This is a genomic window from Streptomyces fuscichromogenes, assembly GCF_014645815.1.
Classification (GTDB): domain Bacteria; phylum Actinomycetota; class Actinomycetes; order Streptomycetales; family Streptomycetaceae; genus Streptomyces; species Streptomyces fuscichromogenes.
On sequence record NZ_BMML01000011.1, the window covers coordinates 122,952 to 147,130 of the forward strand.

21 protein-coding genes and 1 pseudogene are annotated in these 24,179 nt (G+C 66.8%); 12 read left to right on the forward strand and 10 right to left on the reverse strand.

The genetic code is table 11. From position 1 onward, the window contains the following. Window positions 1-95: 95 nt before the first annotated feature. The 4 genes and pseudogenes from IEZ11_RS24480 to IEZ11_RS24495 all read right to left on the reverse strand — a co-directional run. A pseudogene (locus IEZ11_RS24480) lies at window positions 96-901 on the reverse strand (IS701 family transposase); the annotation flags it as partial. Window positions 902-958: 57 nt separating this feature from the next. Further along, a complete protein-coding gene (locus IEZ11_RS24485) occupies window positions 959-1,168 on the reverse strand; it encodes a hypothetical protein (protein ID WP_189265004.1) in 210 nt (69 codons plus the stop codon). A 312-nt stretch (window positions 1,169-1,480) separates the two neighbouring features. Continuing rightward, window positions 1,481-2,131 (reverse strand): LuxR C-terminal-related transcriptional regulator, encoded by a 651-nt coding sequence (locus tag IEZ11_RS24490; RefSeq protein WP_189265005.1) that lies wholly within the window; start codon window positions 2,129-2,131, stop codon window positions 1,481-1,483. A gap of 107 nt (window positions 2,132-2,238) precedes the next feature. Further along, window positions 2,239-4,440 (reverse strand): MMPL family transporter, encoded by a 2,202-nt coding sequence (locus tag IEZ11_RS24495; RefSeq protein WP_189265006.1) that lies wholly within the window; start codon window positions 4,438-4,440, stop codon window positions 2,239-2,241. Window positions 4,441-4,605: 165 nt separating this feature from the next. Between IEZ11_RS24495 and IEZ11_RS24500 the strand changes: the two genes are divergently transcribed. Then, a complete protein-coding gene (locus IEZ11_RS24500) occupies window positions 4,606-5,847 on the forward strand; it encodes a sensor histidine kinase (protein ID WP_189265007.1) in 1,242 nt (413 codons plus the stop codon). Window positions 5,848-5,866: 19 nt separating this feature from the next. On the opposite strand, the gene IEZ11_RS24505 is transcribed toward IEZ11_RS24500, so the two are convergent. Further along, window positions 5,867-6,541 (reverse strand): response regulator, encoded by a 675-nt coding sequence (locus IEZ11_RS24505; RefSeq protein ID WP_189265008.1) that lies wholly within the window; start codon window positions 6,539-6,541, stop codon window positions 5,867-5,869. A gap of 276 nt (window positions 6,542-6,817) precedes the next feature. Between IEZ11_RS24505 and IEZ11_RS24510 the strand changes: the two genes are divergently transcribed. Next, entirely contained in the window at window positions 6,818-8,356 is a 1,539-nt protein-coding gene (locus IEZ11_RS24510; protein ID WP_189265009.1) for a PQQ-binding-like beta-propeller repeat protein, read from the forward strand. Between the two features lie 417 nt (window positions 8,357-8,773). Here IEZ11_RS24510 and IEZ11_RS24515 read toward each other — a convergent pair whose 3' ends face one another. From IEZ11_RS24515 to IEZ11_RS24530, 4 genes are all read right to left on the reverse strand, one after another. Next, on the reverse strand, window positions 8,774-9,379 hold the full coding sequence (locus tag IEZ11_RS24515) for a response regulator (RefSeq protein WP_505996367.1): 606 nt from the start codon (window positions 9,377-9,379) through the stop codon (window positions 8,774-8,776). Between the two features lie 7 nt (window positions 9,380-9,386). Continuing rightward, window positions 9,387-10,427, reverse strand: coding sequence for a sensor histidine kinase (locus IEZ11_RS24520; protein WP_189265010.1), 1,041 nt, complete (start codon window positions 10,425-10,427; stop codon window positions 9,387-9,389). A 116-nt stretch (window positions 10,428-10,543) separates the two neighbouring features. After that, window positions 10,544-11,305 (reverse strand): ABC transporter permease, encoded by a 762-nt coding sequence (locus tag IEZ11_RS24525; protein ID WP_189265011.1) that lies wholly within the window; start codon window positions 11,303-11,305, stop codon window positions 10,544-10,546. After that, a complete protein-coding gene (locus IEZ11_RS24530; protein WP_189265012.1) occupies window positions 11,302-12,264 on the reverse strand; it encodes an ABC transporter ATP-binding protein in 963 nt (320 codons plus the stop codon). Before IEZ11_RS24530 ends, IEZ11_RS24525 begins: the two co-directional genes overlap by 4 nt. A gap of 462 nt (window positions 12,265-12,726) precedes the next feature. Between IEZ11_RS24530 and IEZ11_RS24535 the strand changes: the two genes are divergently transcribed. The 7 genes from IEZ11_RS24535 (at window position 12,727) to IEZ11_RS24565 (ending at window position 20,521) form a co-directional block, all read left to right on the forward strand. After that, a complete protein-coding gene (locus IEZ11_RS24535; protein WP_189265013.1) occupies window positions 12,727-12,903 on the forward strand; it encodes a hypothetical protein in 177 nt (58 codons plus the stop codon). A 54-nt stretch (window positions 12,904-12,957) separates the two neighbouring features. Next, a complete protein-coding gene (locus IEZ11_RS24540; protein ID WP_189265014.1) occupies window positions 12,958-13,137 on the forward strand; it encodes a hypothetical protein in 180 nt (59 codons plus the stop codon). Between the two features lie 239 nt (window positions 13,138-13,376). Continuing rightward, the gene (locus tag IEZ11_RS24545) at window positions 13,377-15,284 is read left to right on the forward strand and encodes an alpha/beta fold hydrolase (RefSeq protein WP_189265015.1); all 1,908 of its coding nucleotides are present in this window, start codon (window positions 13,377-13,379) and stop codon (window positions 15,282-15,284) included. Between the two features lie 68 nt (window positions 15,285-15,352). Next, the gene (locus IEZ11_RS24550) at window positions 15,353-15,877 is read left to right on the forward strand and encodes a hypothetical protein (protein ID WP_229713320.1); all 525 of its coding nucleotides are present in this window, start codon (window positions 15,353-15,355) and stop codon (window positions 15,875-15,877) included. Window positions 15,878-15,975: 98 nt separating this feature from the next. Next, complete coding sequence (locus tag IEZ11_RS24555; protein ID WP_229713321.1) at window positions 15,976-17,694, forward strand: ABC transporter ATP-binding protein; 1,719 nt, start codon at window positions 15,976-15,978, stop codon at window positions 17,692-17,694. Then, window positions 17,691-19,166 carry a phytoene desaturase family protein gene (locus IEZ11_RS24560; protein ID WP_189265018.1) on the forward strand — a complete coding sequence of 492 codons (1,476 nt, stop codon included), beginning with the start codon at window positions 17,691-17,693 and terminating at the stop codon, window positions 19,164-19,166. Before IEZ11_RS24555 ends, IEZ11_RS24560 begins: the two co-directional genes overlap by 4 nt. Window positions 19,167-19,231: 65 nt before the next feature. Then, complete coding sequence (locus IEZ11_RS24565) at window positions 19,232-20,521, forward strand: NAD(P)/FAD-dependent oxidoreductase (protein ID WP_189265019.1); 1,290 nt, start codon at window positions 19,232-19,234, stop codon at window positions 20,519-20,521. 653 nt (window positions 20,522-21,174) lie between these two features. Here the strand turns inward: IEZ11_RS24565 and IEZ11_RS24570 are convergent. Continuing rightward, a complete protein-coding gene (locus IEZ11_RS24570; protein WP_189265020.1) occupies window positions 21,175-21,798 on the reverse strand; it encodes a TetR/AcrR family transcriptional regulator in 624 nt (207 codons plus the stop codon). 177 nt (window positions 21,799-21,975) lie between these two features. Between IEZ11_RS24570 and IEZ11_RS24575 the strand changes: the two genes are divergently transcribed. Genes IEZ11_RS24575 through IEZ11_RS24585 form a run of 3 tightly spaced genes read left to right on the forward strand, consistent with a single transcriptional unit; the run spans window position 21,976 to window position 24,178 of the window. Continuing rightward, window positions 21,976-22,719, forward strand: a complete 744-nt coding sequence (locus IEZ11_RS24575; RefSeq protein ID WP_189265021.1) for a hypothetical protein — start codon at window positions 21,976-21,978, stop codon at window positions 22,717-22,719. Then, the gene (locus IEZ11_RS24580) at window positions 22,716-23,591 is read left to right on the forward strand and encodes a hypothetical protein (RefSeq protein ID WP_229713323.1); all 876 of its coding nucleotides are present in this window, start codon (window positions 22,716-22,718) and stop codon (window positions 23,589-23,591) included. The genes IEZ11_RS24575 and IEZ11_RS24580 overlap by 4 nt, the downstream gene beginning before the upstream one ends. Continuing rightward, window positions 23,588-24,178 (forward strand): cytochrome c oxidase subunit 3, encoded by a 591-nt coding sequence (locus tag IEZ11_RS24585; RefSeq protein ID WP_189265022.1) that lies wholly within the window; start codon window positions 23,588-23,590, stop codon window positions 24,176-24,178. Before IEZ11_RS24580 ends, IEZ11_RS24585 begins: the two co-directional genes overlap by 4 nt. Window position 24,179 lies beyond the last annotated feature (1 nt).

Sequence of the window (24,179 nt, forward strand, 5' to 3'; positions counted from 1 at the left end):
CCAGTTCGACCAGCTCAGCGCGTGACGTTGTCCTTGATGTCCGCGCAGGTGCGGGGGTCTGGGACGACAAGCTGCCAGGAGTCGCCGAACCTCCGTCACTGTGAGCTCGATGGCCCCGACGGTCCCATCGGTTGCGCCCCCTTTTCCTCGGCCTGACGAGCCGTGGCAGCCAGGAATGCGTGCGCGAGCATGGCGAGGGTGACATGCCGATACCAGCCCACATAACGGCGGACCTCGTACTGATCCAGGCCGCACTCGTTCTTCGCAGCCTGGAAACACTCCTCGATCGCCCAGCGTGCCCGGCGACCCGCACCAACTCCTGGACCGTTGTTTCCAGGGGCGCGTAGGCGAGGTAGTAGGCGACCTCGTCCGGCCTGCTGATGCTTCGCCGGGCCAGTGCCCACCGCATCCGGCGGGAGACTTCGCCCTGGTAGTCGAACTCGGCGACGGCTGGCAGCCGCACCGCCGCCCAGTGATAGATGCGGGGACCCTTCGCGCCGTCACCGCACGAGATCTTCTCCCACGCCTCGTTGGGTGCTTGCGCGAACAGGCCGTCGATGCGGGGACAGCCCACGGTGAACTGGGACTTGGGGACGGCCAGCACGTAGCCGGCGCCCGACTGTTCCAGCAGCCGACGGAATCGGTTGTCCTGCCCGTAGGCGGAGTCTGCGGTCACCCAGTCGATGGGCAGCGGCGAGGCGAGGGCCCGCAACACCATGTGGCGGGCCAGTTCGCCCTTGGTGGCAAACTCCCGCTCGTCGGGGACCTTTGCAGCGCGGCAGCGTTCCAGGTCCTCGGTCCAGGACTTGGGGAGGTAGAGCTCGCGGTCGACCAAGGCGCGGCCGTGGGCTGAGGTGTAAGCGGCGAAGACACCGATCTGGCAGTTCTCCGTCCGGCCGGCGGCGAGCGGGAGCTTCTCCCTCGACGTCGGCAGCCCGCGTGTGCCGGCGGGGCAGTCCTACGCCATCCCCCCCGCGCCGACTGGGCCTCCCTCGTCGCCGACAGGATACGCACCGGCAGCGTCGATGAGCTCCTGCGGGAGACGACCCCCGACACGCTCGCCGACGCCGATACCGTCGCCGGCGAACTCCTCTGCTGGATCGCGCTCCCCGGGGCCGGTGAGGACCTGACACTGCGCCATCTCGACCATGAGAACGGAGAGGGACATGCCTTCGCAGCATGGGTACGGTGACGCCGCCCGGCTGGCTCGCGCGTACACACTCAACTGGTTGTGCCACCGGGCCGGCCGGGACCCACAGCTGCGGGCGGGGCCGCGAGAGAACGCCGCGGCGGCGTTGGAGACCCTGCCCCTGTCCGAGGACGAGCGGCAGCAGCTGCTGACCGGGGACGTGCGGGCACTGTACGAGCGCGGAGTCCGGTCGAGACCGGTGACGCATCGGGTACTGACAGGCGCAGGCCGTCCTCACCGAGTCGAGACCTGCCGGGGGCGGGCCCCCGGCAGGTCTCGACTCGGTTGTGCTCAGGACGGGCGGACGAGCCTGGTGTCGTAGGCGAAGATGGCTGCCTCGACGCGGTCCGTGACGCCGATTTTGGAGAACATCCGGCTCACATGTGATTTGACGGTGGATTCGGCCAGGTGGAGGGTCTCGGCGATCTTGGTGTTGTTGTGACCGGTCGCGACCGCTGTGAGGATTTCCCGTTCGCGCTGGGTCAGCGTGGTGAGGCGCTGCGCCAGCGTGGATGTGCGGATCAGACTGTCGGTCACCGTGTTGACCAGCCGGCTGCCCAGACCCGGTGCCAGGACGGTGTGTCCGGCGGCCACGGCGTGGATGCCGGCGACGAGTTGCCCGGGCGACGTGTTCGTTTGGAGGAAGCCACTGGCTCCGGCACGAAGGACGGCGTAGGCGCGCTCGTCGAGCTCGCCACTGGCCACTGCGAGGACACGGGTTCTGCACGACCCGACGATGCGACGGGTCGTCTCAGCGCCGTCCACGTCGTGCATGTGCACGTTCAGTACGACGACTTCAGGGCCGAGTCTCGTCGCCTGCTGTAGTGCTTCGGTACCGCTGAGAGCCTCGCCGACGACCGTCACGCCGGTCTGGCTGTTCAGGAGCGTGGTGAAGGAGCGACGGGGTAAGACTTCGTGATCGACGATCAGGACCCTGGTCATCCTGGGCGTCTCCGTGAAACGCTCGGCGGGAGGGAACGGCTCCGAGAGCCGTGCTGTGACGGTTTCGCGGCGCGGCTCACGTAGCGCGCGACCTACCGGGTGGCGGGTCATGCGGACGCGGATTGCCGGGGCTTGTCAGTCAGGGGTGGCGCGGGTTCAGTGGTCAGGCCGGCCCCCTCGATGTCCACGTCGGGCAGGGCCCTGTCGAGCCACCTGGGCAGCCACCAGGCTCGCTTGCCCAGGAGCGCCAGCACGGCTGGGACGATGGTCATGCGGACGACGAAGGCGTCGAGGAAGACGGCGACGGCGAGGCCGAAGCCGATCATTTTCACCATGGAGTCGGTCGCTCCGATGAAGCCCGCGAACACCGCGATCATGATCGTCGCGGCGGCGGTGACGACCCTCGCGCCGTGCTGGAAGCCGGTGATGACGGCCTGGCCCGGTCCTTCCCCGTGGACGTATGCCTCGCGCATTCGGGTCACCAGGAAGACCTCGTAGTCCATGGCCAGTCCGAATACCACGCCGACCAGGAAGATCGGCATCATGCTCATCACCGGCCCGGGCTCCTCGACACCGAACAGTCCGGCGAGCCACCCCCACTGGAAGACCGCGACCACCGCTCCCAGGCTGGCGGCGACGGAGAAGAGGAAGCCCAGTGCGGCCTTCAGCGGGACCAGCAGGGAACGGAAGACGACGATCAGCAGGATGAAGGCGAGGCCGACGACCAGAGCCAGGTAGGGCAGGAGGACATCGCTCATCCGCTGTGAGAAGTCGATGTTCATGGCGGCCCGGCCGGTGACGTAGACGGTGGCTTCGGTGTCGGCCTTGATGCCGCTTCCGGTGTCCCGGATCGCGTGGACGAGATCCTTGGTCGCCTCGTCGCCGGGCCCGGTCTTCGGGACCACCGGGATGATCGCCGTGGTCCCGGTCGCGTTGACCGTGCTCGGGAGTACCGATGCGACACCGTCCAGTGCGCGTATCTTCGCCGCGGTGTCAGTCGTGACGGCCTTGACGCCGCCGCTGGCGCTCTTGCCATCGACCACGACGATCAGCGGGCCGTTGACGCCGGGGCCGAACTCCTCGGACAGCAGGTCGTACGCCTTGCGCTGGGTCGTGGAGGTCGGCTGCGAGCCGTCGTCGGGCAGGGCCAGCTCCATGGAGGTGGCCGGTACGGCGACCACCCCGAGCCCCACCATCGCGACGAGCAGCACGGTCACCGGCCGGCGCAGCACGAACCGTGCCCAGCGGGTGCCCAGGTTGGGCCGGTTGCCGTCGGTCGTGGCTGCCTCGCGGGCCTTGCGGGGGAGGAGGCGGTGGCCCGCGAACCCGATCAGCGCGGGGATCATGGTGATCGCGATCACCACGGAGAGCGCGACGGTCGCGGCGGCGGCCAGCCCCATCTTGGTGAGGGGAGGCACGTTGACCACGGCCAGACCGGCCAGGGCGATGATCACGGTCAGGCCTGCGAAGACGACCGCGGATCCCGCCGTGCCCACCGCCCGGCCGACCGCGTGTTCCCGGTCGTCGGTGTGGGCCAGCTCGGTGCGGTAGCGGGAGACGATGAACAGGGCGTAGTCGATGGCGACGGCGAGTCCGAGCATGGTCGCCAGGACGCTGGTGGTGCTGCCCAGGTCGAGGGTGTTGGCCAGGGCGATGATCCCGGCCACGCCGATGCCCACCCCGGTGAGGGCCGTGAGCAGCGGCAGCCCGGCGGCGACGAGCGACCCGAAGGTGATGAACAGGGTGACGGCGGCGACGCCCACGCCGATGAGTTCGGTGGCTCCGGTGTGGGTCTTCTCCCGGAGGGCGTCGCCTCCGGCCTCGACGGTCAGCCCTTGCTGCCGGGCGTGATCGGCGATCGCGAAGACCTTGTCCGGGACCGAGTCGTCCAGTTCGAACGCGGGCACCTTGTAGGACACCTGGATGTACGCGGCGGTGCCGTCCCGGCTGACCGCCTGCGCGGCGAACGGGTCCACGACCCGCGCCACCTGGGGAGAGCTGTCCTTGAGGCCCGCCACGACCTTTTCCACGTCCGCCTTGTTGGACGCGTCGGTGATCTTCTCACCGTCGGGCGCCTTGAACACCACGCGGGCGGTCGCGCCGTCGGCGTACGACCCGGGGAACCGTTGCGAGAGCAGGTCGAAGGCGTTCTGCGACTCCGTCCCCGGCAGGGAGAAGGAGGTGGCCTTGGGCGTCGACGCGGATGCGGCGGCGGCACCGGTCAACGCCAGCAACACCAGCCAGAACGCCACGACCACGCGCCGCCTGCGAAAGGCGAACCTGCCGAGCCTGTAGAGGTATTTGGCCACGAAGGCGCACTCCGTTCACGGGTAAGGATCTCTGAAGGCGGGATGCCGTCGCCATCGTGGAATGCCTGGCGCCCTGTCCTCGTCGGCCATCCGTCCCCGATCCGGGCCGGACGTCGGCCGAACGGCCGACACCGCTCCTCCTGCGCCTTACGTAGGCTGCTCGATGTGGATTCCGACGTTCTCTTCTCAGTTCGAGCGCAGCGCCTGATCACGGTCGGCGTCTGTGTCGTCTTCGTCCTGGTCTGGATCATGGACCTGGCTCGACTGGTGTACAAACCCCTCCAGGCCGACTCGCCGACCGTGGGGCTGACCACCCTCGGCTCCGGACCGCTGGCCGCGGCAGCCCTCCTGCGCACGGACCGGCGTCCGTCGCTGGCATGGCGTGCGGGGATCGCGGCAGTGCTGTCCACCGCGCTGACCGTGTGGGCCCCTGCGATCCCCTACCGCCAGGGCCCTGCCTCCTGGGGGGCCCTGGAGACAGTGAGCCTGCTCGCGCTCATCACGCTCTCGGTGCGACAGGTGCCACGGCCGGGTGTCGCCTTCGGCATGGGCGCGGCCCTCAGCGTCGCGGTGCTGCTGCATCCCCTGCGCGTCGACGGCGACCCGCGCACTCTGGGCAGTTGTTTCGTGCTTCTTGTCTGCGTCGTGGCCTTCACCAGCCTCGGCGCCTATCTGAGGCTCCTCCAGGCTCGCAGAGCACGCGCCCTCGTCGAGGTCAGGCAGGACGAACGCCTTGAGTTGGCACGGGAGTTGCACGACTTCGTCGCGCACCACGTCACCGGGATGATCGTGCAGGCGAACGCGGCCCTGGCCGTGCACGCGACCTCGCCCGAGGCGATCGAACCTATCCTGCTGACCATCACCAGGTCAGGCTCGGAGACACTCTCGTCCATGCGCCGGCTGGTGCACATCCTGCGCGCGGAGGAACGCGGTGGTCTGCAACCCGGCGAACTCTTCACCGAGCTGGGCCGACTGGTCTCGGACTTCACCGCGACCGGCGTCGGGACCAGGGAAGAAGGTCAGGCGCGACTTGACGTTGCCTCGGCCGTGCGCACCGCCCGGCTGACACCGGAGGTGGAGACCTCAGTCCACCGCGTCGTGCAGGAGGCCCTGACCAACGCACGCCGCCACGCCCCTGACGCCGACGTGAACGTGCGGCTCGACGTGGACCGTGGGCGGCTGCTCGTGGCGGTCGTCAACACCGCGCCGGACCGTCGCGGCGCACCGCCGGCCGGCGGCCGGGGCGGTTTCGGACTGGTCGGCCTGCGTGAGCGTATCGAGGCCCTGGACGGAACTTTGCACACCGGCCCCACCTCCGATGGGGGTTGGAGCACAAGGGCCGTGGTCCCGCTCGTCTCTGCCGGCTACCACGGGGCGACCGAGAGCGTGCCCGCGAGCAGGGGCTGAGGCTCGAAGGATTCCCGGCTCAGCCGGTTGGCCGGACGACATCCTGCTTCCATGCCCACGCTGCGATCTCCACGCGGTTGCGTGCACCGAGCTTGCCCTGGATCCGGCCCAGGTAGGTCTTGACCGACGACAGCGACAGGATCAGCTCGTCGCAGATTTCCTGATTGGTGCGCCCGATCGCCACGAGTCTCACGATGTCCAGCTCGCGATCACTGAGTTCACTTCTACCTGACGTGGCGTCGGCTGCGGTCCGCTCGAACTCCTCCAGGCGCCTCAGCAGCCGTACCGTGACCTTCGGTGAGATCAGCGCGTCACCTCGGGCGGCGGCGCGCACCGCTTCGACCAGCAGGGCCGGTGAGGCGTCCTTGAGGAGGAAACCGCAGGCGCCGGCGCGCAGTGCGGAGGCGACGTAGTCGTCCTGGTCGAAGGTGGTGATCACTACCACGTTCAGAGGATCGCGCAGCTCCGGGCCGGCCAGCAGCCGGGTCACCTCGAGCCCGTTCAGCCTCGGCATCCGGATGTCCACCAGGCACACGTCCGGGCGTAGCCGCCGGGCCAGTTCCACGCATTCGACACCGTCGGCCGCCTCTGCCACCACCTGCATTTCGGGCTGGGTGTCGAGGATCAACCGAAAACCGGTACGCACGAGTTCTTGGTCGTCGGCGACGAGCACCCGGATCTTCCCTGTCGTCACCCGTCAGATCCTGCCATGCGGGGTCCACGCCGCACCGACCGCCCCTGGGGAGGCGAGACAGTACCGCGGTAGCGGCCTGCTTCGTCCCGCGGTCGCATTTTCCGCAGACGGCTCCGGCTTCCGTTGCGCCCGGGTTCGTCGTCCTGCTTGCATCCAACCGGAAAGCGGAATTCAATTCCTGTGAAAGGGCTGGTCATGCCCATGCCCAGAGTGCCGAGCAGCAAGACGTCCTCAGCCTCGCGAAGGTTCCTGCGCCCTGCCCTCTCCGCTGCCGTCGTGACCCTTGTGGCAACGGCGGGGGGTGCTTTCGCGGCACCGGCCGCCTCTGTTCCGCCACCCCCCATCCCCAGCACCCAGGACCCGTCCGCCGGACCGGACTTCGTCGGCAGCCCGGCTACGGCACAGCCTCTTCCGCCGAAGCCGGTGATGCGCCCGCAGGTCTCGGGTGTCCACGGAGACAGCGGTAACACCAAGACGTACGACGGCCCCGCTCCGCTCGGCGCGGGCACCCAGGTCAAGAGCATGTCCGGCGGCGGTGGCCCCGTTCTCCTCTTCCCGCTGCCGGACGGCCGGATGACGGCGGCCCCACTGGACATGTCCGACGCCATGTACAGCGCGATCACCGCGGTGGACCCGACGACCATGGCCGTGAAGGCCAGCTGGTCCGCTCCCGAAGGGCAACAGCTCAACGGGTACATGTACCAGAAGGCCGACGGGGAGATCCTGGCCACCACCAAGCAGGGGCGTGTCTACGTGCTGCAGCGCACCGACACCTCTCGCAAGACGACCATCACCCTGGAACGGGAGATCGACCTGGCATCCATGGGAGTGCTGGGCGAGGGGGAAAGCCTGCACTCCGCGGCCTTCGACACCGGCGGCGGCATCTGGTTCGTCACCGGAGCGATCACCGGGGTCAACGAGCAGACCGCGACCACCACCACGGTCGGCCGTATCACCGAAGACGGCCAGGTGCGCACCCTGCACCTGAAGGACCAGGTGGTGGAGAACGGCTTCGCCGTCAAGGACACCACCGCCTACGTCGTCACCGGCCCTGCAGGCGACGCCGACCACGCGAACGCCAAGGGGCACTTCTACGCGTTCGGCCCCGGCACCAGGCAATCGCCCAGGACCCTGTGGGACGAGACGTACGACGCCGGGAGCGGTGGAAAGCTCGGAGGGCTCACCCGGGGTTCGGGCACCACGCCCACGGTGCTGGGAAGCCAGTACGTTGCGATCGCCGACAACGCCGACGGCCGGTCCGGTATCCGCGTCTACCGGCAGCAGGCCGTCCGTGACGGAGGCTCCCAGCTGGTGTGCTCCGTGCCCCTGGGTACCGGGAGCGTCAGCAGTGCTGACAACGGCATGATCGGGTACGTCGCCGACGGAGTGGCGAGCATCGTGGCGCAGGACACCTACGGCCAGCCCGCGTTCTTCCCCGGCGCTGACATCAATGGTTCTTGGAACGACGACACCGGCATGACGGGCGGGATGCAGCGTGTCGACGTCACTCCCGGCGGCCGGTGCGTGACCAAGTGGACCAACCCGGTCAAGATGAGGAGCGTTCCCGTACTGTCCACGTCCACCGGCCTCGTCTACGGTTCGGCCCAGGACCCCGGGCTGGCCGCCGGCGGGACCTACGTCTGGTATGCCGAAGCCATCGACTTCGGTACCGGCAAGACGGTATGGAAGCAGCGCGTCGGCGCCGGCGGCAGTTACAACGACGTCGGCATGATCCTCTCCCTCGGCCCGGACGGAACGCTCTACGACAGCGTTCGCGACGGCGTGGTGGCCGTGAAGGACAGGCGTGAACCCTGAGCCGAAGCTCGACACTCCGAGTGCTGGCTAGGGCGTCCGCTGTCGGCCCCACCGAGTGCGTGGCATGGTGATCCGACCCATGACACCGCTCACTGGGGGCTTCGTTCGGGATGCTCCCACTGCACACCAGGCGCGGTGCTCCTGGGTGCGTCCGCACGCCGGGCGGTGGGCTGGTCGATTGACGACCGCCCCCGTCCGGATGCCGCATGCCTCCGGCGTACCAGCCCGGACGGACCGCATCACTGGTCCAGACACTGATTCAGACCCCGAAGTCGGTAACGGCAGAGGTGGCGGACCCGTCCGGAGCTGTCCACCGCGCTCATCGAGTGCCTGGAAATTTTCCACCACCGGCAGCGCAGGTACTCCCTCCGGCCGCCCGTCGTTGAGGTCTCTCGCCGGGGACGGCGAAGTCGGGCGTCATCTGATCCAGCCGTGCTCGCGGGCTTTGCTCACCGCTTCGTGGCGGTTGCTCACCCCGAGCTTGCTGATGGCACTCGACAGGTAGTTGCGTACGGTGCCGGGGGTGAGGACGGCGCGTTCGGCGACTTCACTGACCGGTGCCCCGTCCGAGGCGAGATGGAGTATGTCCGCCTCTCGGGCGGTCAGCGGAGACTCACCGGCTTTGATGGCGTTCGCCGTGATGGACGGCTCGACATAGCGGCGGCCGGCGTGGACGGTGCGGATGATGTCGGCCAGGTCCCGTGCGGAGAGATTCTTTGACGCGAAACCCATGACGCCTGCGGCGAGGGCCCGCTTGAAGTTTCCGGGTGCGCCGTGGCTGGTGACGATGAGGCAGCGACAGGACGGCACCTTGGCGGCTATGGCCTGGGTGACGCTGATGCCGTCCCCCTGAGGCATCAGCAGATCGAGGACCGCGACGTCGGGTGCGTGTTTGCAGGCCATGGCCACGGCCTCCTTGCCGGTGGATGCCTGAGCAACGACTTCTATGTCCTCTTCCAGGGAGAGAAGTGATGCCAGGGCGCCGCGTATGAGGTTTTCGTCCTCGGCGAGCAGAACGCGGATCAACGTGTCAATCCTTGCTGTCGTGGGGGAGTGTAGCGATGAGCCGGAAGGTGTTCTTGGGGCCTGGACCGTGTGTCAGTGATCCGCCCAGACTGCTGATGCGCTGAGTGAGGCCGGACAGTCCTGTGCCGCCGCCACTCGTGCCGGTGTGAAGGACCTGATCGTTGGTGACGCTGATCACCAGTTGACTGGGGTCCGAAACAAGGCGGATGGTGCAGGTACGGGCCTGGGAGTGCCGGATGACGTTGGTGATGCCTTCTCGTATGACCCAGCCCAGTGCCGCCTGCGCGTCCGGCGTGATCCGATCCTCCGGCACGTCTCGATGGACGCGGCAGGCGATGCCCGCCGATCTCAGTACGGCCGTGGCTCCGTCGAGTTCTGTGGCGAGGTCGGCGGTGCGGTAGCCGTTGACCACGGTGTGCACCTCTTGCTGGGACTCGCGCACCAGTCGTTGGATCTCCTCCAGTTCCGACTGGACTTGGGGAATCCCTCCGGTGAGCCGTGCGGCGAGTTCGCCCTTGAAGGCGACGATGGCGAGGTTGCGACCGAGTACGTCGTGCAGGTCCCGGGCGATCCGGAGCCGTTCCTCGGCGACGGCGAGGTTGGCCTGCGTCTCCCGCGCGGCGTCCAGCCGCCGCATGATGTTCAGTGACCACAACGAGGAATGGACGCCGAGCAGGACGGACGCCCAGACCGCCGCGCAGGCCAACAGGCCGACACGCCAGACAGCCGGCGAAATGGCGGCGCAGGCGAAACAGGCCGCGGCAGCGACGGCGCTGTAGGCCCACCTGGGGGTGGCGGCCCATACGGACGCCAGAGGAATCATGATCACGGAGGCGGCGAAGGCGGTGGACTCCGGGGAGAGACGGGCAATGTGTACGCCGTCCCATACGAGGTAGCCGAGATCGGCGGCACAGGCCACCGTGACACCGACAAGGATCCTGTTCCGTGGTTGCCGAAGCGATGCGAGGGTCATGGTCGCCACAGCGGTCTGAGCCAGGTAGAGGACTATGAAAACCCAGGTGAGCGGCGTGGCCTGGCTGGCCAACGTGGCTCCATGAGGGATGGGACGGATCAGGACGAACATCAGGAGCCAAGGCACGCAGCAGAGAATCCAGCGGGAGGCTCTCGTGAACTGCTGGACGTTGCTGAGCGGGCGTCTGCTCACGTACGGGGCTCCCAGCGGAACCAACGCCTGGCGGCGAAGGCGACCAGCGTGATCCAGACGAGAAGCGTCATCACGCGCACCGCCGCCTGGGCCGCTGTCATCGATCCGGTCCAGCCGGCCCTCACCAGGTCAGTGACAGGTGTCAGCGGGAAGAAGCGGAACACCTCCTGGAGGACGTGCGGATAGACCTCCAGCGGTATGTACGTTCCTGAGGTCAGAGGAAGCAGGAACATGCCCGGGAGGACGGCGACTTGCGCGCTCTCCGCCGTTCGGGCCAGCACCGTGGTGAGTGCGGCCAGCGCGGTGACCAGCACGGCTCCCAGCAGGATTCCGACGACCGCCAGTTGCGGGGACCGTGGTCCGCCCTCGTCCGCGATCAGGGTGATGGCCGTCGAGATGAGGGCGAACTGGAACGGGACCACGGCGACAACGGGCAGAGCCGAGCCCAACAGGATCGTCAGGTCGGCGACTTCTCCGCTGCGCAGCCGTTTGAGCAGCAACTGCTCGCGGCGCATGACGTACGTGCTCGTCAGCGGTGTGTACAGGGCCATGAGGAGAACGATTCCCGCCGCTGTGGAAATCATGACGGGGCCGACGGAGAGCCCGGCAGCCGCGAGGTCGAACTGGGCCATCACGACTTTCATGGTTCCGACCAACATGACGGGGATGATCAGCACGCTGAACAGATTCGCCTTGCTGCGCAGGAGAAGGGTGAGTTCGGCGCGGCCCAGTGCGGCCAGGTGCGTGCGGTGGCTCATGCGCCGGTTTCCTTGGTCTCTTCGGACTGGGCGATGTGGAGGAAGGCTTCTTCGAGCGACGCCGAGCGTGCGTGCAACTGGTCCAGCCCGATACCTTTGTCGCGTGCCCACATGAGTGCCTCGGTCGCGGTGAACTGCAGGTCCTGCGTGGCCAGGTGGACGGTGCCTTCGCTCTCGCTGATGTTCATGGCTCCCAGATCTGCCTGCGGCGGCAGGTCGGTGAGGCCGACATCCGGCGGCAGGCGGAAGAAGAGGTACGAAGGATGGGCCGAGACGATCTCAGCCACTGTTCCTGTGGCCGCGATGCGTCCCCGGTGCATGATCGCCAGACGGTCGGCCAGGCGTTCGGCCTCCTCCAGGTAGTGGGTGGTGAGCACGATGGTCGTGTCCTGCTCCTGGAGTTCCTCGATCAACTGCCACGTCTGTCGGCGTCCTTCGGGGTCCATGCCGGCCGTGGGTTCGTCGAGGAAGAGCAGTTCCGGGTATCCCAGTACGGCGAGGCTCAGGTCCAGGCGGCGCTTCTCGCCCCCGGAGAGGTTCTTGACCAGAGTGCCGGCCCTGGCGGCGAGCCCCGTCATGGACATCGCTTCGTCCACGGGGCGGGGGTTGGTGGTGCATTTCGCCCACATGTCAACAGTCTCGGCGACCGTGAGGTCGGAGGCGAATCCGCCTTCCTGGAGCATCACGCCTGTGCGTGGCCGGACGCGAACGCGATCGGTGTAGGGGTCATAGCCGCCGAAGAGGCGGATGGACCCCTGTGTGGGCTTGGCGAGCCCTTCGACGAGTTCGACCGTGGAGGTCTTTCCTGCACCATTCGTTCCTAAGAGGGCGAATAGCTCGCCCCTGGCGACGGAGAATGAGACGCCGCGCACCGCGGAGAAGCCGCCTTTTCCTGGAGGCCCGTATCGGCGCCAAAGGTCTGTGACGTCAATCACATTGTTGGGATTCAAGGATCGCATGTTCCTCATTCTGGCGCCGCCCGCATGGGGGTCACAGTGAGACATGTCATGCCTCCGGATGACGGATGTCATAGCGCCCCGCATGGGTTCTGCTCACTTCGGAACGTGACCCTCCGAATGCGATCCATGGACATGACGTGAACGGTGGATCTACTGTTCCGTGCGTGGCGAGATGTTGGCGGGTCGCCTCGAATGTACGGCATGGAATGGCGCGTAGCGGACGTGGGTCGTTCATGGAGCCCGGCCCGCTCGCCATGTGAACGGAATGCTTCTCCGGAAACGGGACGCGGGTCGTTCCGCGTGTGATGATAGCGCTTGCATCGCATGCGTGGCACCTCGCCGAAAAGGTGCAGGTGTGCCATTTCTTACGGGGATCTCTCCCGTATGCCCTGTCTTCGTTCGGCCGTCGACACCGCTGTCGCAGAAATGTGCCGTGCGATTTTCGAAGGGAGGGATTTTGCTGTGAGCAGCATGGAGTTTTTCGTCAATTCGACGCTGGTGCTTCCGATCGAGGAGCAGCCGGGCCAGGTCATGAACGATGCCGCGGTCGTCATGACCGTCGCGCTTCTGGCGGGCGCTGCCGTGGCCGGCGGCGCGGCTGTGGTCGGCGCGTACGCGCTGGGCAAGGCCGTCGGCTGAGGCTCGACAGGTCGATGCGTTCTCCGTCCGATTTTCGAAGGGAGGGATTTTGCTGTGAGCAGCATGGAGTCTTTCGTCAACTCGACGCTGGTGCTTCCTATCGAGGAACAGCCGGCCCAAGTCATGAACGACCTCGCCCCGGTGATGACCATTGTGGCTGCCGCCGCCGCGTTCGCCGGCGGGGTCGCGGTCAGCTCGGCTCTGGTCGCCGCGTACGACGCGGGTGCGGACTGATGAGTCGGGTACGGTCCCGAGCCTGACGGGCTGAACGTCTGCTGCCGGGCCGAAACCCAAGTTCGGCCCGGCAGCAGACACCTCACATTCTGACACCTTGCGCTGACGAGAAGCCGACGACCCCGGTGGTCGACGCACAGCCGGGCCGAGGGGAATCCAGGTCCGGGTTTCACAAGCGTACGGAGCCGGAACGGGCCACCCTCGCCCGGAGCCTCTTGCGGAAGGAAGCCGGAAGTCCCATGAACCTGTCCCGAAGATTCGCGGCAGCCCTGTTCAAGCCGAGGCCCGTGACCCGCGACGGTGCCATCGCGGCGAGCGAGCGCCTGTCGGCCGCCACCACCCTGGCATCGTCACTTGAGTATCTCACCCAGCGGCACCAGATCCGCACGGGCGGGCTGAACGACTGGGCCGTCATCAAGGGCGTCCAGGCGGCTTCCACACCGCTGACGCGGCGACTGCTCGATGCCGTCAGCGGCGAGCGGACGACCACGGCGTTACACCTGGCGCGAGCCGTGGTGAGCGCGGGCATGCTGCTGCCCGGCAACAGCCGCTGGCGAGGCGCGGGCAGCGTGTTCCTGGGTACCAGTACCGCTCTCCTCTATCCGCGCCACCGCTATGGGACCGACGGGTCGGATCAGGTTTCCGTTCTCGTGCAGACCGCCAACGGTCTGGCCCGGCTCTCGGGACGTCCGCCAACCCAGGACGCGGCACTGTGGTACGTGGCCCTGCAGTCGAACCTGTCCTACCTCGTGTCCGGTTGGGTCAAGTTGATGGGTCCCCATTGGCGTGATGCCACCGCTCTGGGCGGAGTGTTGCGGACGAGGACCTACGGCCATGAGCCATCTTTCAGGTTGGCTGAGCGATACCCGCGTGCGGGGCGTCTCGTGGCGCATGGAGTGCTCGCGCTGGAGTGCTTCTTCCCGGTCGCCTACCTCGGCGGGGGAGCGCTTGCCCGGCCTGTTCTCGCGTGCGCGGCCGCGTTCCACACCACCAACGGCTTCGTCATGGGGCTGGGGCGTTTCGTCTCGTCCTTCGTCGCGATGCACCCTGCTGTTGCGTACACGGCTGTGTCCAGGACCCACCCCGCCGTGGCGGACCGCGACGACCGTGCCCTGACGGTCGCACTCGGAACCGCCGGGGCCGCGGCCGTGGTCGCCGGAGCGGTCGCGGTCCAGCGCCGAATGCACGCTGGCGAGGGCTGGCCCACCTCGCGCTGGACGACGACTCGTCACGGAAACGTCCTGCAGTACGAGTTGATGTCCGCCGGCGACCGGGACAAGCCCGTTCTGGTCTTCTGTCATGGTCTGGGAACGACGTCCGAGCACTTCGCGTGGATCAGCGAAACCATCGCCCGCCAGTCCGGCTACGGCGTTCTCACCTATGCCCGTGCGGGATACGCGGGAAGCGTCCGTCGAAGTGCCGAGTCGTACCGGTTGAACGAGTCGGTCGATGATCTGAACGATGTGATTGATTCCGCGATCGACGGCGGGCGCAAGGTGGTCCTGGTCGGTCATTCCCTGGGAGGCGAGCTGTGCCGACTGGCAGCGATGCGACTGGGTGCCCGTGTGCACGGGGTGGTCTATCTCGACTCCGCGCACCCCGCCGAGCTGAACCGCTCCGAGCAACAGAGCGAGTCCGCACGCCTGCTGCGCGAATCGCTGACCATGATGACGTGGTCGCTGCGGTTGGGCGCCGGCGTGCTGATGAATCGCCCCGATTGGCTTGAGAGTCTGCCGGAGAGCTATCGGTCCCGGGCGTTCGCCCAGTACTGCAGCCCTGGCACCTGGGCTGCCGCACGGCGCGAATGGGCGGCTGTGGAGCGGGAGTTCCGGGCCTTCGACGGTGACTTGCAGCGCATCGACGCACATGCGCTGGTGATCTCTGCGCAGCAGACCACCGACCGTGATCCCGAGCAGCTCCTGTTGCACCGTGAGCTTGCCCGTGCGCATGAAGGCGCAGGGCGGTGGGCCGAGTTGTCGGTGGAGGACGCGAACCACGAGGGCCTGATCGTCGAGGCTCGGCATGGCCTCCAGGTGGCCTCTCGCATCGTCCGCTTCCTCGATGAGACCGGCGACGGCGAGCACCGTTCCGGCCCGCCTGCTCCTGGCGGCCGGAGCATCCCGTCACTTGACGGGGGAGCGCGATGAGGGACTTTCCGCGCGCCAGGAGACTTCTGACAGGACCAGGGAGCGCCGCTCGCATAGCGGGCGCACTCATGCTGGTGTGCACGGTCGCCAACCAGCATCCCAGTTCGGCTTTCAACCGGCTCCAGCGCAAGGACACCCTGTCACTCCTGCCGAACTGGCGATTCTTCGCACCGACGCCGGCCATGTACGACTACCACCTGCTGTACCGAACACTGGGGCAGGACAGTTCGACATCTCCATGGCGAGAACTAGAAGCCATCACGGGGCGGAGGTTCACGCAGATCGTGTGGTTCCCCACTCGGCGTCAGGAGAAGGCCGTCTTCGACGTGTGCAGTGAGATCCTGCGCCATGTCGACAAGGGATTCGAATTCGTCGTGAATGTTCCGGCCTATCGCGCACTGCTCGCTTATATAGGAACCCATGTCGAGGCAGACCGGGCCAGCGGTGTGAAGGGGTTTCAGTTCACGCTTGTGCGGGGTGCTGGATATGACACGACAGAGGAGCCGAAAACCCTGTTCATCTCCCCGTATGTACCCATGGGATCTTTCGTACGTGAAACTGTATGCAATCCACTGAAGAGGGGTGGAGTATGACGACCCAGGGCGTCATCTTCGGTATTGCCGTCCTCGTTATCCTGGTCATTATTTTCGTGGCTTTTCAGAAGTTCCGTTAGGGGTGAATTGTTGTGGCTGTGCGTGAAATCGTCAGACAGCATCTCGGCCTGCTGGCTGTTGGAATATGCCTCGGTCTGCTGGGGTCTGCGGCATCGCTCGCGCAGCCGCTGCTCATCGGGGAACTCATTACGGCTGTCTCCGGTCACCGTTCACTGGTGTGGCCCCTGGTGGCCATCATGGCCCTTTTCTGCGCCGACGCCGGCCTCTCGGCGTCACACGCGTACATGATCGGACGGGCGGGTGAGAACATTGTCTTCGGCATGCGCGCTGCTCTCACGTCGCGCATCCTCCGATCGGACATGGCGTCGTTCAGCCGCCTCGATCACGGTGATGTCTTCACGCGCGTGGTCACCGACACCTCTGTGGCCCGTATCTCGCTCACGCAGTCGGTCGCGCAAATCGCCACGTCGGTGTTCACCGTCGCCGGCGGTCTGGCGGTCATGGCCTGGCTCGACTGGCCGCTGTTGCTGCTGACCGTGGGCTGCCTCGGCGCCGCCAGCGCCGTCTCGCTGCTGCTGGCCCGCCAGGTGAGGCGGGCCGCCGTACAGAACCGTGCCGATACCAGTGCGTTCGGCTCCGGCGTCCAACGGATCATGGGCGCGTTGAGCACGGTCAAGGCGTCGCGGGCCGAGCAGCGGGAGACGGAAGCGGTGGGCGCGGCCGCGGACACGGCTCGACGCTCCGGAATCCGGGTGAGTGCCGTCGCGGCCATGCTCACGCCCGCCATCAACGTCGGTACCCAGATATCGCTCGCCGCGGTGGTGGGCTGGGGCGTGGCACGGGTCGCCACCGGAGCTCTGCCCATAGCGGACCTCACCGCCTTCGTCATGTATCTGTTCTATCTGGTGGCACCCCTGGCCCTGCTCTTTCTGTCCATAGGCCAGTTCCAGCAAGGGCGTGCCGCGATGGACCGTGTCGACGAACTCGCCGCGATCGAGCAGGAGGAACCGCAGGCGCCGCGGCCCGCCCCCACCCGTCCGGGGCCTGCCGTGTCATTCGAGTGCGTGAGTTTCGGCCACCGTGGAGAGGAAGGCGAACCGGCCCTCGATGATGTCTCGTTCGAGGTGCCCGAGCGTGGGCTGACAGCGATCGTGGGACCGTCCGGCGCGGGCAAGACCACGACGTTCCAACTCATCGAGCGCTTCTACCGGCCCCAGGAGGGCACGATTCGGATCTGCGGCGCCGACACCAGGGACATGCCACTGGATCAGATACGGTCACTCGTCGGATACGTCGAGCAGCACAACGCGTTGTTGCGAGGCACGATCCGGGACAACCTGACCTACGCCAACCCCGCCGCGGACGACACCGCCGTCGCCCGCGCGGTCGGCCTCGCCGACCTCGCCGAGGTCGTCGCCGCCCTGCCCGACGGACTGCACACCCGGCTCGGTGAGCGGGGGGCCGGCCTGTCCGGAGGACAGCAGCAACGACTGGCCATCGCCCGCACGCTGCTTCAGGACCCCAGGGTCGTTCTGCTCGACGAGGCCACCGCCCATCTGGACAGCGATGCGGAAGCGCACCTCCTCGACACCATCACCTCCATCGCCGAGGACCGGGCGGTGGTCGCCATCGCACACCGCATGTCCACCGTGATGGCGGCCGACCACATCGTCGTGCTCGACAGCGGCCGGGTACGGGCCAGCGGTACTCATGCCGAACTCATGGCGGCAGACGTGCTCTACCGACGGCTGGTCACCCAGCAGCTCAGCCAGGTCCCGCTGGAGGCGGCGTCGTGAGTCGCGGTGACGTAGCCGTGGTCGGCACCGGCCCCAACGGCCTGGCCGCCGCCGTGACCATGGGCCGGGCGGGCCTGACCGTGGACATGTACGAAGCCGCCGACACGGTGGGCGGGGGATTGCGCACGCAGCCCTTGTTCGACAGCGAGATCGGACATGACCTGTGCTCCGCCGTCCATCCGCTGGCCGCCGCCTCGCGCTTCTTCCGGGAGTTCGACCTGGCGTCCCGCGGAGTCGAACTCCTTCAGCCGGAGATTCCTTACGCCCACCCCTTCGAGGACGGCCGGGCCGCGCTCGCCTTCCGGGACCTCGACGCCACCTGCGAGAGGCTCGGTGCCGACGGGCCCCGTTGGCACCGCCTCATGGCGCCTTTGATGGCCCGGAGCAGCCATGTCGTCGACCTTCTGTTGTCCGGACAGCGCGGCGTTCCGCCGGACATGCGGGCGGCCCTGCTGCTCCTGGTACGTGCCCTCGCGCACGGAAACCGCCTCACGGCGACCGCGCGCTTCACGACGGACGAAGGCCGCGCGCTGCTGACGGGCGTGGCAGCACACGCGGTCGGCCGGCTACCGAGCCTGGGGGCAGCGGCCGTCGCCATGCTCCTGGGACATCTGGCGCATGTCACCGGCTGGGGTGTCCCGCGCGGTGGGAGCGCTCGCATCGCTGACGCCATGGCGGCCGAGATCGCCGTCAACGGAGGGCGCATTCACACGGGTGTCGAGATCCGTTCGCTCACCGAACTCCGCGGCCATCGGGTGGTGTTGCTCGACGTCAGTCCCCGAGGCTTCCTTTCCATCGCGGCGGAGTCGCTTCCCCGCAGCTACGCTCGGCAGCTCGCTTGCTTCCGCTACGGACCCGGCGCCGCGAAGGCCGACTTCCTGCTCTGCGAGCCGGTTCCCTGGATCAATCCGGAGACGGCCCGAGCTGGGACCGTACATCTGGGCGGCGATCAGGCGAGGTTGTTCCGCCAGGAAACGCTCACCGCACGCGGCGTTCCCTCCGACGAGCCCTTCGTCCTGGTCGTCGACCCGGCCTCCGTGGACACCAGCCGTATCAGGGGAGGCAAACGTCCTTTGTGGGCGTATGCGCACGTCCCCAACGGGGACACACGTGACCCCGTCGACCTCATCCGGCGAAGCATCGAACGTTACGCGCCGGGCTTCGGCGACACCATCGTCGCAGCGCACGGCATGCCGGCCGCCGAGTACGAGAGGTACAACCCCAACTACGTGGGCGGAGACATCGGTTCGGGCGCCATGACCCTGTATCAGTCGCTTGCCCGCCCGGTTCCCCGTTTCGACCCGTACCGGACGCCGCTGCCCGGGGTGTATATGTGCTCCTCCTCCACTCCTCCGGGCCCGGGCGTGCACGGCATGTGCGGATACCTCGCGGCGCGGTCGGTGCTCCGTCGCGAATACGGGTACGACGGAACTCCCGACCTCGCACCGGGCACCGCGCTGTCCGCCTGGTGACACGCGGGCCCGCAGTCACCGACGAGCGCTCGGACACCCAACACCCGACAGATGAGAGGCGATTCATGCACAGCGAGAACCCCGCACCCGACTACGACGTAGTGGTGATCGGTGGCGGTCCCGCCGGATCCACCACGGCGGCACTGCTGGCCCAGAAGGGACACCGGGTACTGGTCCTGGAGCGCGAGCACTTTCCGCGCTACCACATCGGAGAGTCCATGATCACGGGCATGTTGAGCGTGATGGAGCAACTCGGGCTGCGAGAGCGTCTGGAAGAGATGGGCTTCGAGCGCAAGTACGGCATCAGCCTGGTGTGGGGGCGAGAGCGCGGGCTGTGGAACATCGCTTTCCGTGAGGGCGGCCCCTACGAGTACTCCTACCATGTCAAGCGCGCCGAGTTCGACAGGATGCTGCTGGACCGGGCCGCGGAACTCGGTGTCACGGTCGAGCAGGGTGCCACCGTGCGCGCACCGGTCGTCTCGGGTGACCGGGTGACCGGCGTCCGGTACTCCAAGGACGGCCGGAGCGATGAGGTATCGGCGCGCATCGTGGTGGACGCCTCGGGGCAATCGCGCGTGCTGGCACGCCATTTCAGCGACGTCGTATGGCACGGGGAGCTGCGGAACCTGGCCGTCTGGAACTACTACGAGGGCTGCCGAAGGCTCGAAGGAGAGCAACGCAGCAACATCCTCGTGGAGAAGGTCGGGGACGACAACGGGTGGTTCTGGGGGATCCCGCTGGGAGATTCCCTGCTGAGCGTCGGATACGTCGCTCCAACGGAGGACATCCGTTTGGAACGTGCCGATCTCGCGGGCTTCTTCGAAACCAAGCTCGGACAGACCAAGTACATGAAGGAGCTGGTCGAACCGGCCACGCTCACGTCGGATTTCCGCACGACGCGGGACTGGTCCTACATGGCCAACGAGTTCCACGGTCCCGGCTGGGTGTCGGTCGGTGATGCGTCGTGCTTCATCGACCCACTGCTGTCCAGTGGAGTCTGCCTCGGCATGCTCTGTGCCGTTCCCCTGGCGCAGGCCATCTGTATCTCCTTGGACGATCCCGGCCAGGAGAAACGGGTGTTCGGTCGATACTCGGCCGGCTGCCGGGACTTCGCGGAAGGCATCCTCGACTACGTCCTGTTCTTCTACGACCAGCAGCGCGACCGCGAGGACTACTACGAACGCGCCGCCGCCATCGCCGGCTCCGATGTCTTCCAGTCCCCGCGCAAGGGCTTCGTCGCCCTCATCTCCGGAATCGCGGGCATGGGCCCCATCTTCACCATGGACCGGGGACCTTCGGACGAGCCGGTGGCCGTACCGGCGGTGAACTCGCAAACGGCCCCGGCTCAGCGCTGAAACGTGTGATGTTCGGCTCGGCACGACAACTCGTCATACTCCCGCCGGCCCTGCCCGCCGCCTGGACGTCGGAGCCGACCAGGCGGATGTGTACATGTGCGCAGGTGCATTCCGGCCGTTGTGGCGGCCACCCTCAGCGCCCTGGTCACCACTGTCGCTGCGGCGACGGCCGCCGGTCCGGTATCCCGCCCTCCACCGACCACGTTGGATCTTGCTTTGACCATGCTGTGACCGAGAGCTTCCTCGCATCACTGGAAACAGAACTCAGCGATCGCACCACGTTCGCCACCCGTCACCAAGCCGGGCAAGCCCTGTTCGCCTACGGCCGGCTCGGCCAGCCGAGGCTCTCGCGCGTGGGGGCGGCACCGGGCCCGGCGGGGAATTCCGCTGACCGTGGAGCTGGCGTAGACAGGGCGACTCGATCTCGTGTCGATGGTCACGCGCCGAGTGCCGCTCCGCGAAGTGAACGACGCCATTCGGGCTCTTGAGGCGGGAGGACAGATTCGCACAGTCGTCGTATGAGGTGCTGAACCTGTACTGAAGGGGCCTGGGGGCCGGCGTCGAACACGGCGTCGGCCCCCAGGCCATGCCCCCAACGGGGCTGTATGCAGGGCTGGTTCTTCGGCTCGCAGCCGGGACCGGCGCGGGTCCGCTCACTCCGGGAATTGCAGCAGCCGGTGGGCCAGGTGCGTGAGGTGGTAGCGCAGGGTGTCGTCGTCCAGTCTCATCGCGAGCGGATGGGCGGCGGCACCCCCGATGGCGCCCGAGATCATCGCCGCCGGCACGCGTTTCTCCAGGGTCGCGTCCTTGCCCATGAGGACGAAGAAGAGCCGCTTCGTCAGCCGCTGGAACGGCTCGTGCTCCGCCAGGAACCTGACCATGATCGGGTCGGCCTGCATGGTGTTGAGTACGTGGCGACGCTCGACGGCGAGATCGATCACGCGTGTGAGGAGCAGCTCGCGCGCCTGCAGGCTGCACTCCTCGGCCTCGGCGGCGTCCACGACCTTCTCCAGCCGTGCCAGTTCGACCTCTGCGACGGCTAGGACGATGTCCTGTTTGGCCCTGAACTTGTGGTAGACGGCAGCCTTCGTGACACCGAGTTCGTCGGCGATCATTTGTAGCGACGTCCCCCCGACACCGTGCCTGGTGAACAGGCGCAACGCGGCATCGATGATGCGTGACTGGGCTGGAGTGTAGGGAGCGGACCTCGAAGGAGTGGCGGGCGTACTGCCGACGGTACTCACGTGCAGAGAATACCCGACGCCTTGCCAGCCCATAGTCGATCGGCTACCTTCTTGCTCGATGGTAGCCGATCGGCTACCACCTGCTCGCGGTCGGCTCTGCGCGCCCTCAATCCGGGCCTTGCGGTCTCTGTGTGAGTGATACGTGCGGCTGGCGCGACATCTCGTTGCGTCACGGTCGTTGTCGGCACATCCCTGTGAGGATTCGAGACGATGAAACGCGCTGACGGTGAATTGATCCTTTTATGGACTGTGCCCGCGCTGGCACTCATCTGGATCTCTGCGTTCTTTCTGTTTCCCGGCTTCATTCATCCGATGTCACCCGAGATGTCGTCGAATGAGGTCGCCGCCTTCTACCGCGATTCGTCGAACCTCGACCGAATTCGCGGCAGCATGATTCTCTTCAACTGGTTTTGTGTGGGCATGATCCCGGCTCTGACGTTGATCGTCATGCAGATCCGCAGGATGGCCCACCGCACACCGGTTCTTTCCTACTGCATGCTCGGCTGCACGGCGGGTGGCCCCACCCTCTTCCTGATCGCCAACCTGTTCTGGCTCATTGCCGCCTTCCGCCCGGAGCGGGCCCCGGACCAGACCCAGATGTTGAACGACCTGGCCTGGGTCACCTTCACCACCGCGGTCCCCTTCCTGATCGCGCAAAGCGTGGTCATCGCGCTCGCGATCTACCTCGACCGTCAGCCAGAACCCGTCTTCAGGCCGTGGGTGGCGCATTTCAATCTGGTCGTCGCGGCTGCGCTGGTACCTGCGGCCTTTGTCGGGCTGGCGATGAAGGACGGGGTCATGGCCTGGAACGGACTGCTGCCGTTCTGGGTGAAGAACGCCGCCATCGCTGTCTGGATCGTCGTCATGGGTGTGGAACTCGGCCGGGTCATCTACCGGCAGCGGGCCGCCGAGGAATCCGAGGCGGTCGAGGCAGTGGCGGGAGCCGGCGCATGAGCGCGGCGGCAACGGAGACGGAGACGCTGCTCGAATCGCCCGGGGGCTCGCCGCTGCGCAGGATCGCCTGGCACTGGCGCCACAACCCCAAGCGAGAGCTGTGGGGCGCTTGGTTCACGATCATCGCCTTCTACAACGTGTTCACCGTCGTGTTCTTCATCATGACCCACACCCAGCCCCCGCCCAAGCCCTGGCTGGATGCCCATGGAGTCGTGCGATGGTTCGACGGCTACCACAACGCCCTGCTCATCGGCTTCGGCGTCATGTTCGTCCTCACCGGCATGACGGTGGCGCAGAACGCCCTGATCGCCTATTCCATGCGGCGCATGTCCGTGCACCCCGGCTTCGGCTACGCGTATCTCGTGCTGTACTCACTGGCCGGGGTCCCCGGCAGCCTGCTGCTGTGCATCGTGCTGACCGTCGGAGCCATGCGTCCCGACCGCGACCCCGCGCTGATGAGCTGGCTCTACGACTTCGCGTTCCTGTCGTACGTGGGAACCATGGGCGTGTTCCTGGTCGGCTCGCTGGTGTGGATGACCGCGATCCTGCTCGACAAGAACAACGTGTTCCCGAAGTGGTTCGGCTATCTCAACCTCTGCAACGCCCTCACCGAGGTCGTCGTGTCACCGGCGTGGATCTTCCACCGTGGCGTCTTCGCCTGGAACGGGCTGATCGCCTGGTGGATCGACATGGTCGTGTTCGGTGTGTACACCGGGGCCTTCATCTCTCTGCTGAGGAACATGATCCAGCGGGAGGACTTCGGAACCGGGCCGCTCCCGGAACTTGTGCCGAACAAGCCCAACAAGCCGGATAAGCCGGGCAAAGCGAAAAGGGGCCCGGATAGTCCGTCCACGATGGGAGCCGCGCGATGACGACCTCATCCGTGAAGGAGGCGGAGGCGGGAAAGGCCGTCCCGTTCGTTCCAGGGCAACCGGACATGTGGTTCTTCGCGCTGTTCGAGACGCTCGTCTTCACTGCCTATTTCGTCGTCTACATGTTCGCCCGCATGCAACACCATGAAGCCTTCCTGCAATCCCAGGCGAAGCTGAGCCTGAGTATTGGAACCTTCAACACCCTTGTGCTGCTCGTGAGTTCCTGGTCCATGGCGAGATGCGTCAAGGAAGCCCGCGTCGGTGCGTACCGGTCCGCCCTGACGAATGCCTTCCTCACCGCGTCCTTCGGTGTGGTGTTCCTCGGCTCGAAGATCTACGAGTGGGTCAGGGAGATCCGGCTGGGATACGGATTCGCCAGTGACGAGTTCTTCTCCTACTACTTCTTCCTCACCGGGATCCATGCCCTGCATCTGCTGATCGGCTTCGTCGTCCTGGGCGTAGTCGTCCATCAACTCCGGAGTCCGGAACGGCGTTCCCAGAATCTGGTGGAGACGGGTGCCGTCTACTGGCACACCGTCGACTTCCTCTGGGTTCTCGTCTTCTCGTTGCTGTACGTCGTGAGGTGAC

Coding starts and splice junctions, on each gene's coding strand:
- IEZ11_RS24485 (WP_189265004.1), bottom strand. CDS start 1,168: ATGTCCCTCTCCGTTCTCATGGTCGAGATGGCGCAGTGTCAGGTCCTC.
- IEZ11_RS24490 (WP_189265005.1), bottom strand. CDS start 2,131: ATGACCAGGGTCCTGATCGTCGATCACGAAGTCTTACCCCGTCGCTCC.
- IEZ11_RS24525 (WP_189265011.1), bottom strand. CDS start 11,305: ATGAGCCACCGCACGCACCTGGCCGCACTGGGCCGCGCCGAACTCACC.
- IEZ11_RS24530 (WP_189265012.1), bottom strand. CDS start 12,264: ATGCGATCCTTGAATCCCAACAATGTGATTGACGTCACAGACCTTTGG.
- IEZ11_RS24545 (WP_189265015.1), top strand. CDS start 13,377: ATGAACCTGTCCCGAAGATTCGCGGCAGCCCTGTTCAAGCCGAGGCCC.
- IEZ11_RS24550 (WP_229713320.1), top strand. CDS start 15,353: ATGCTGGTGTGCACGGTCGCCAACCAGCATCCCAGTTCGGCTTTCAAC.
- IEZ11_RS24565 (WP_189265019.1), top strand. CDS start 19,232: ATGCACAGCGAGAACCCCGCACCCGACTACGACGTAGTGGTGATCGGT.
- IEZ11_RS24570 (WP_189265020.1), bottom strand. CDS start 21,798: ATGGGCTGGCAAGGCGTCGGGTATTCTCTGCACGTGAGTACCGTCGGC.
- IEZ11_RS24575 (WP_189265021.1), top strand. CDS start 21,976: ATGAAACGCGCTGACGGTGAATTGATCCTTTTATGGACTGTGCCCGCG.
- IEZ11_RS24580 (WP_229713323.1), top strand. CDS start 22,716: ATGAGCGCGGCGGCAACGGAGACGGAGACGCTGCTCGAATCGCCCGGG.
- IEZ11_RS24585 (WP_189265022.1), top strand. CDS start 23,588: ATGACGACCTCATCCGTGAAGGAGGCGGAGGCGGGAAAGGCCGTCCCG.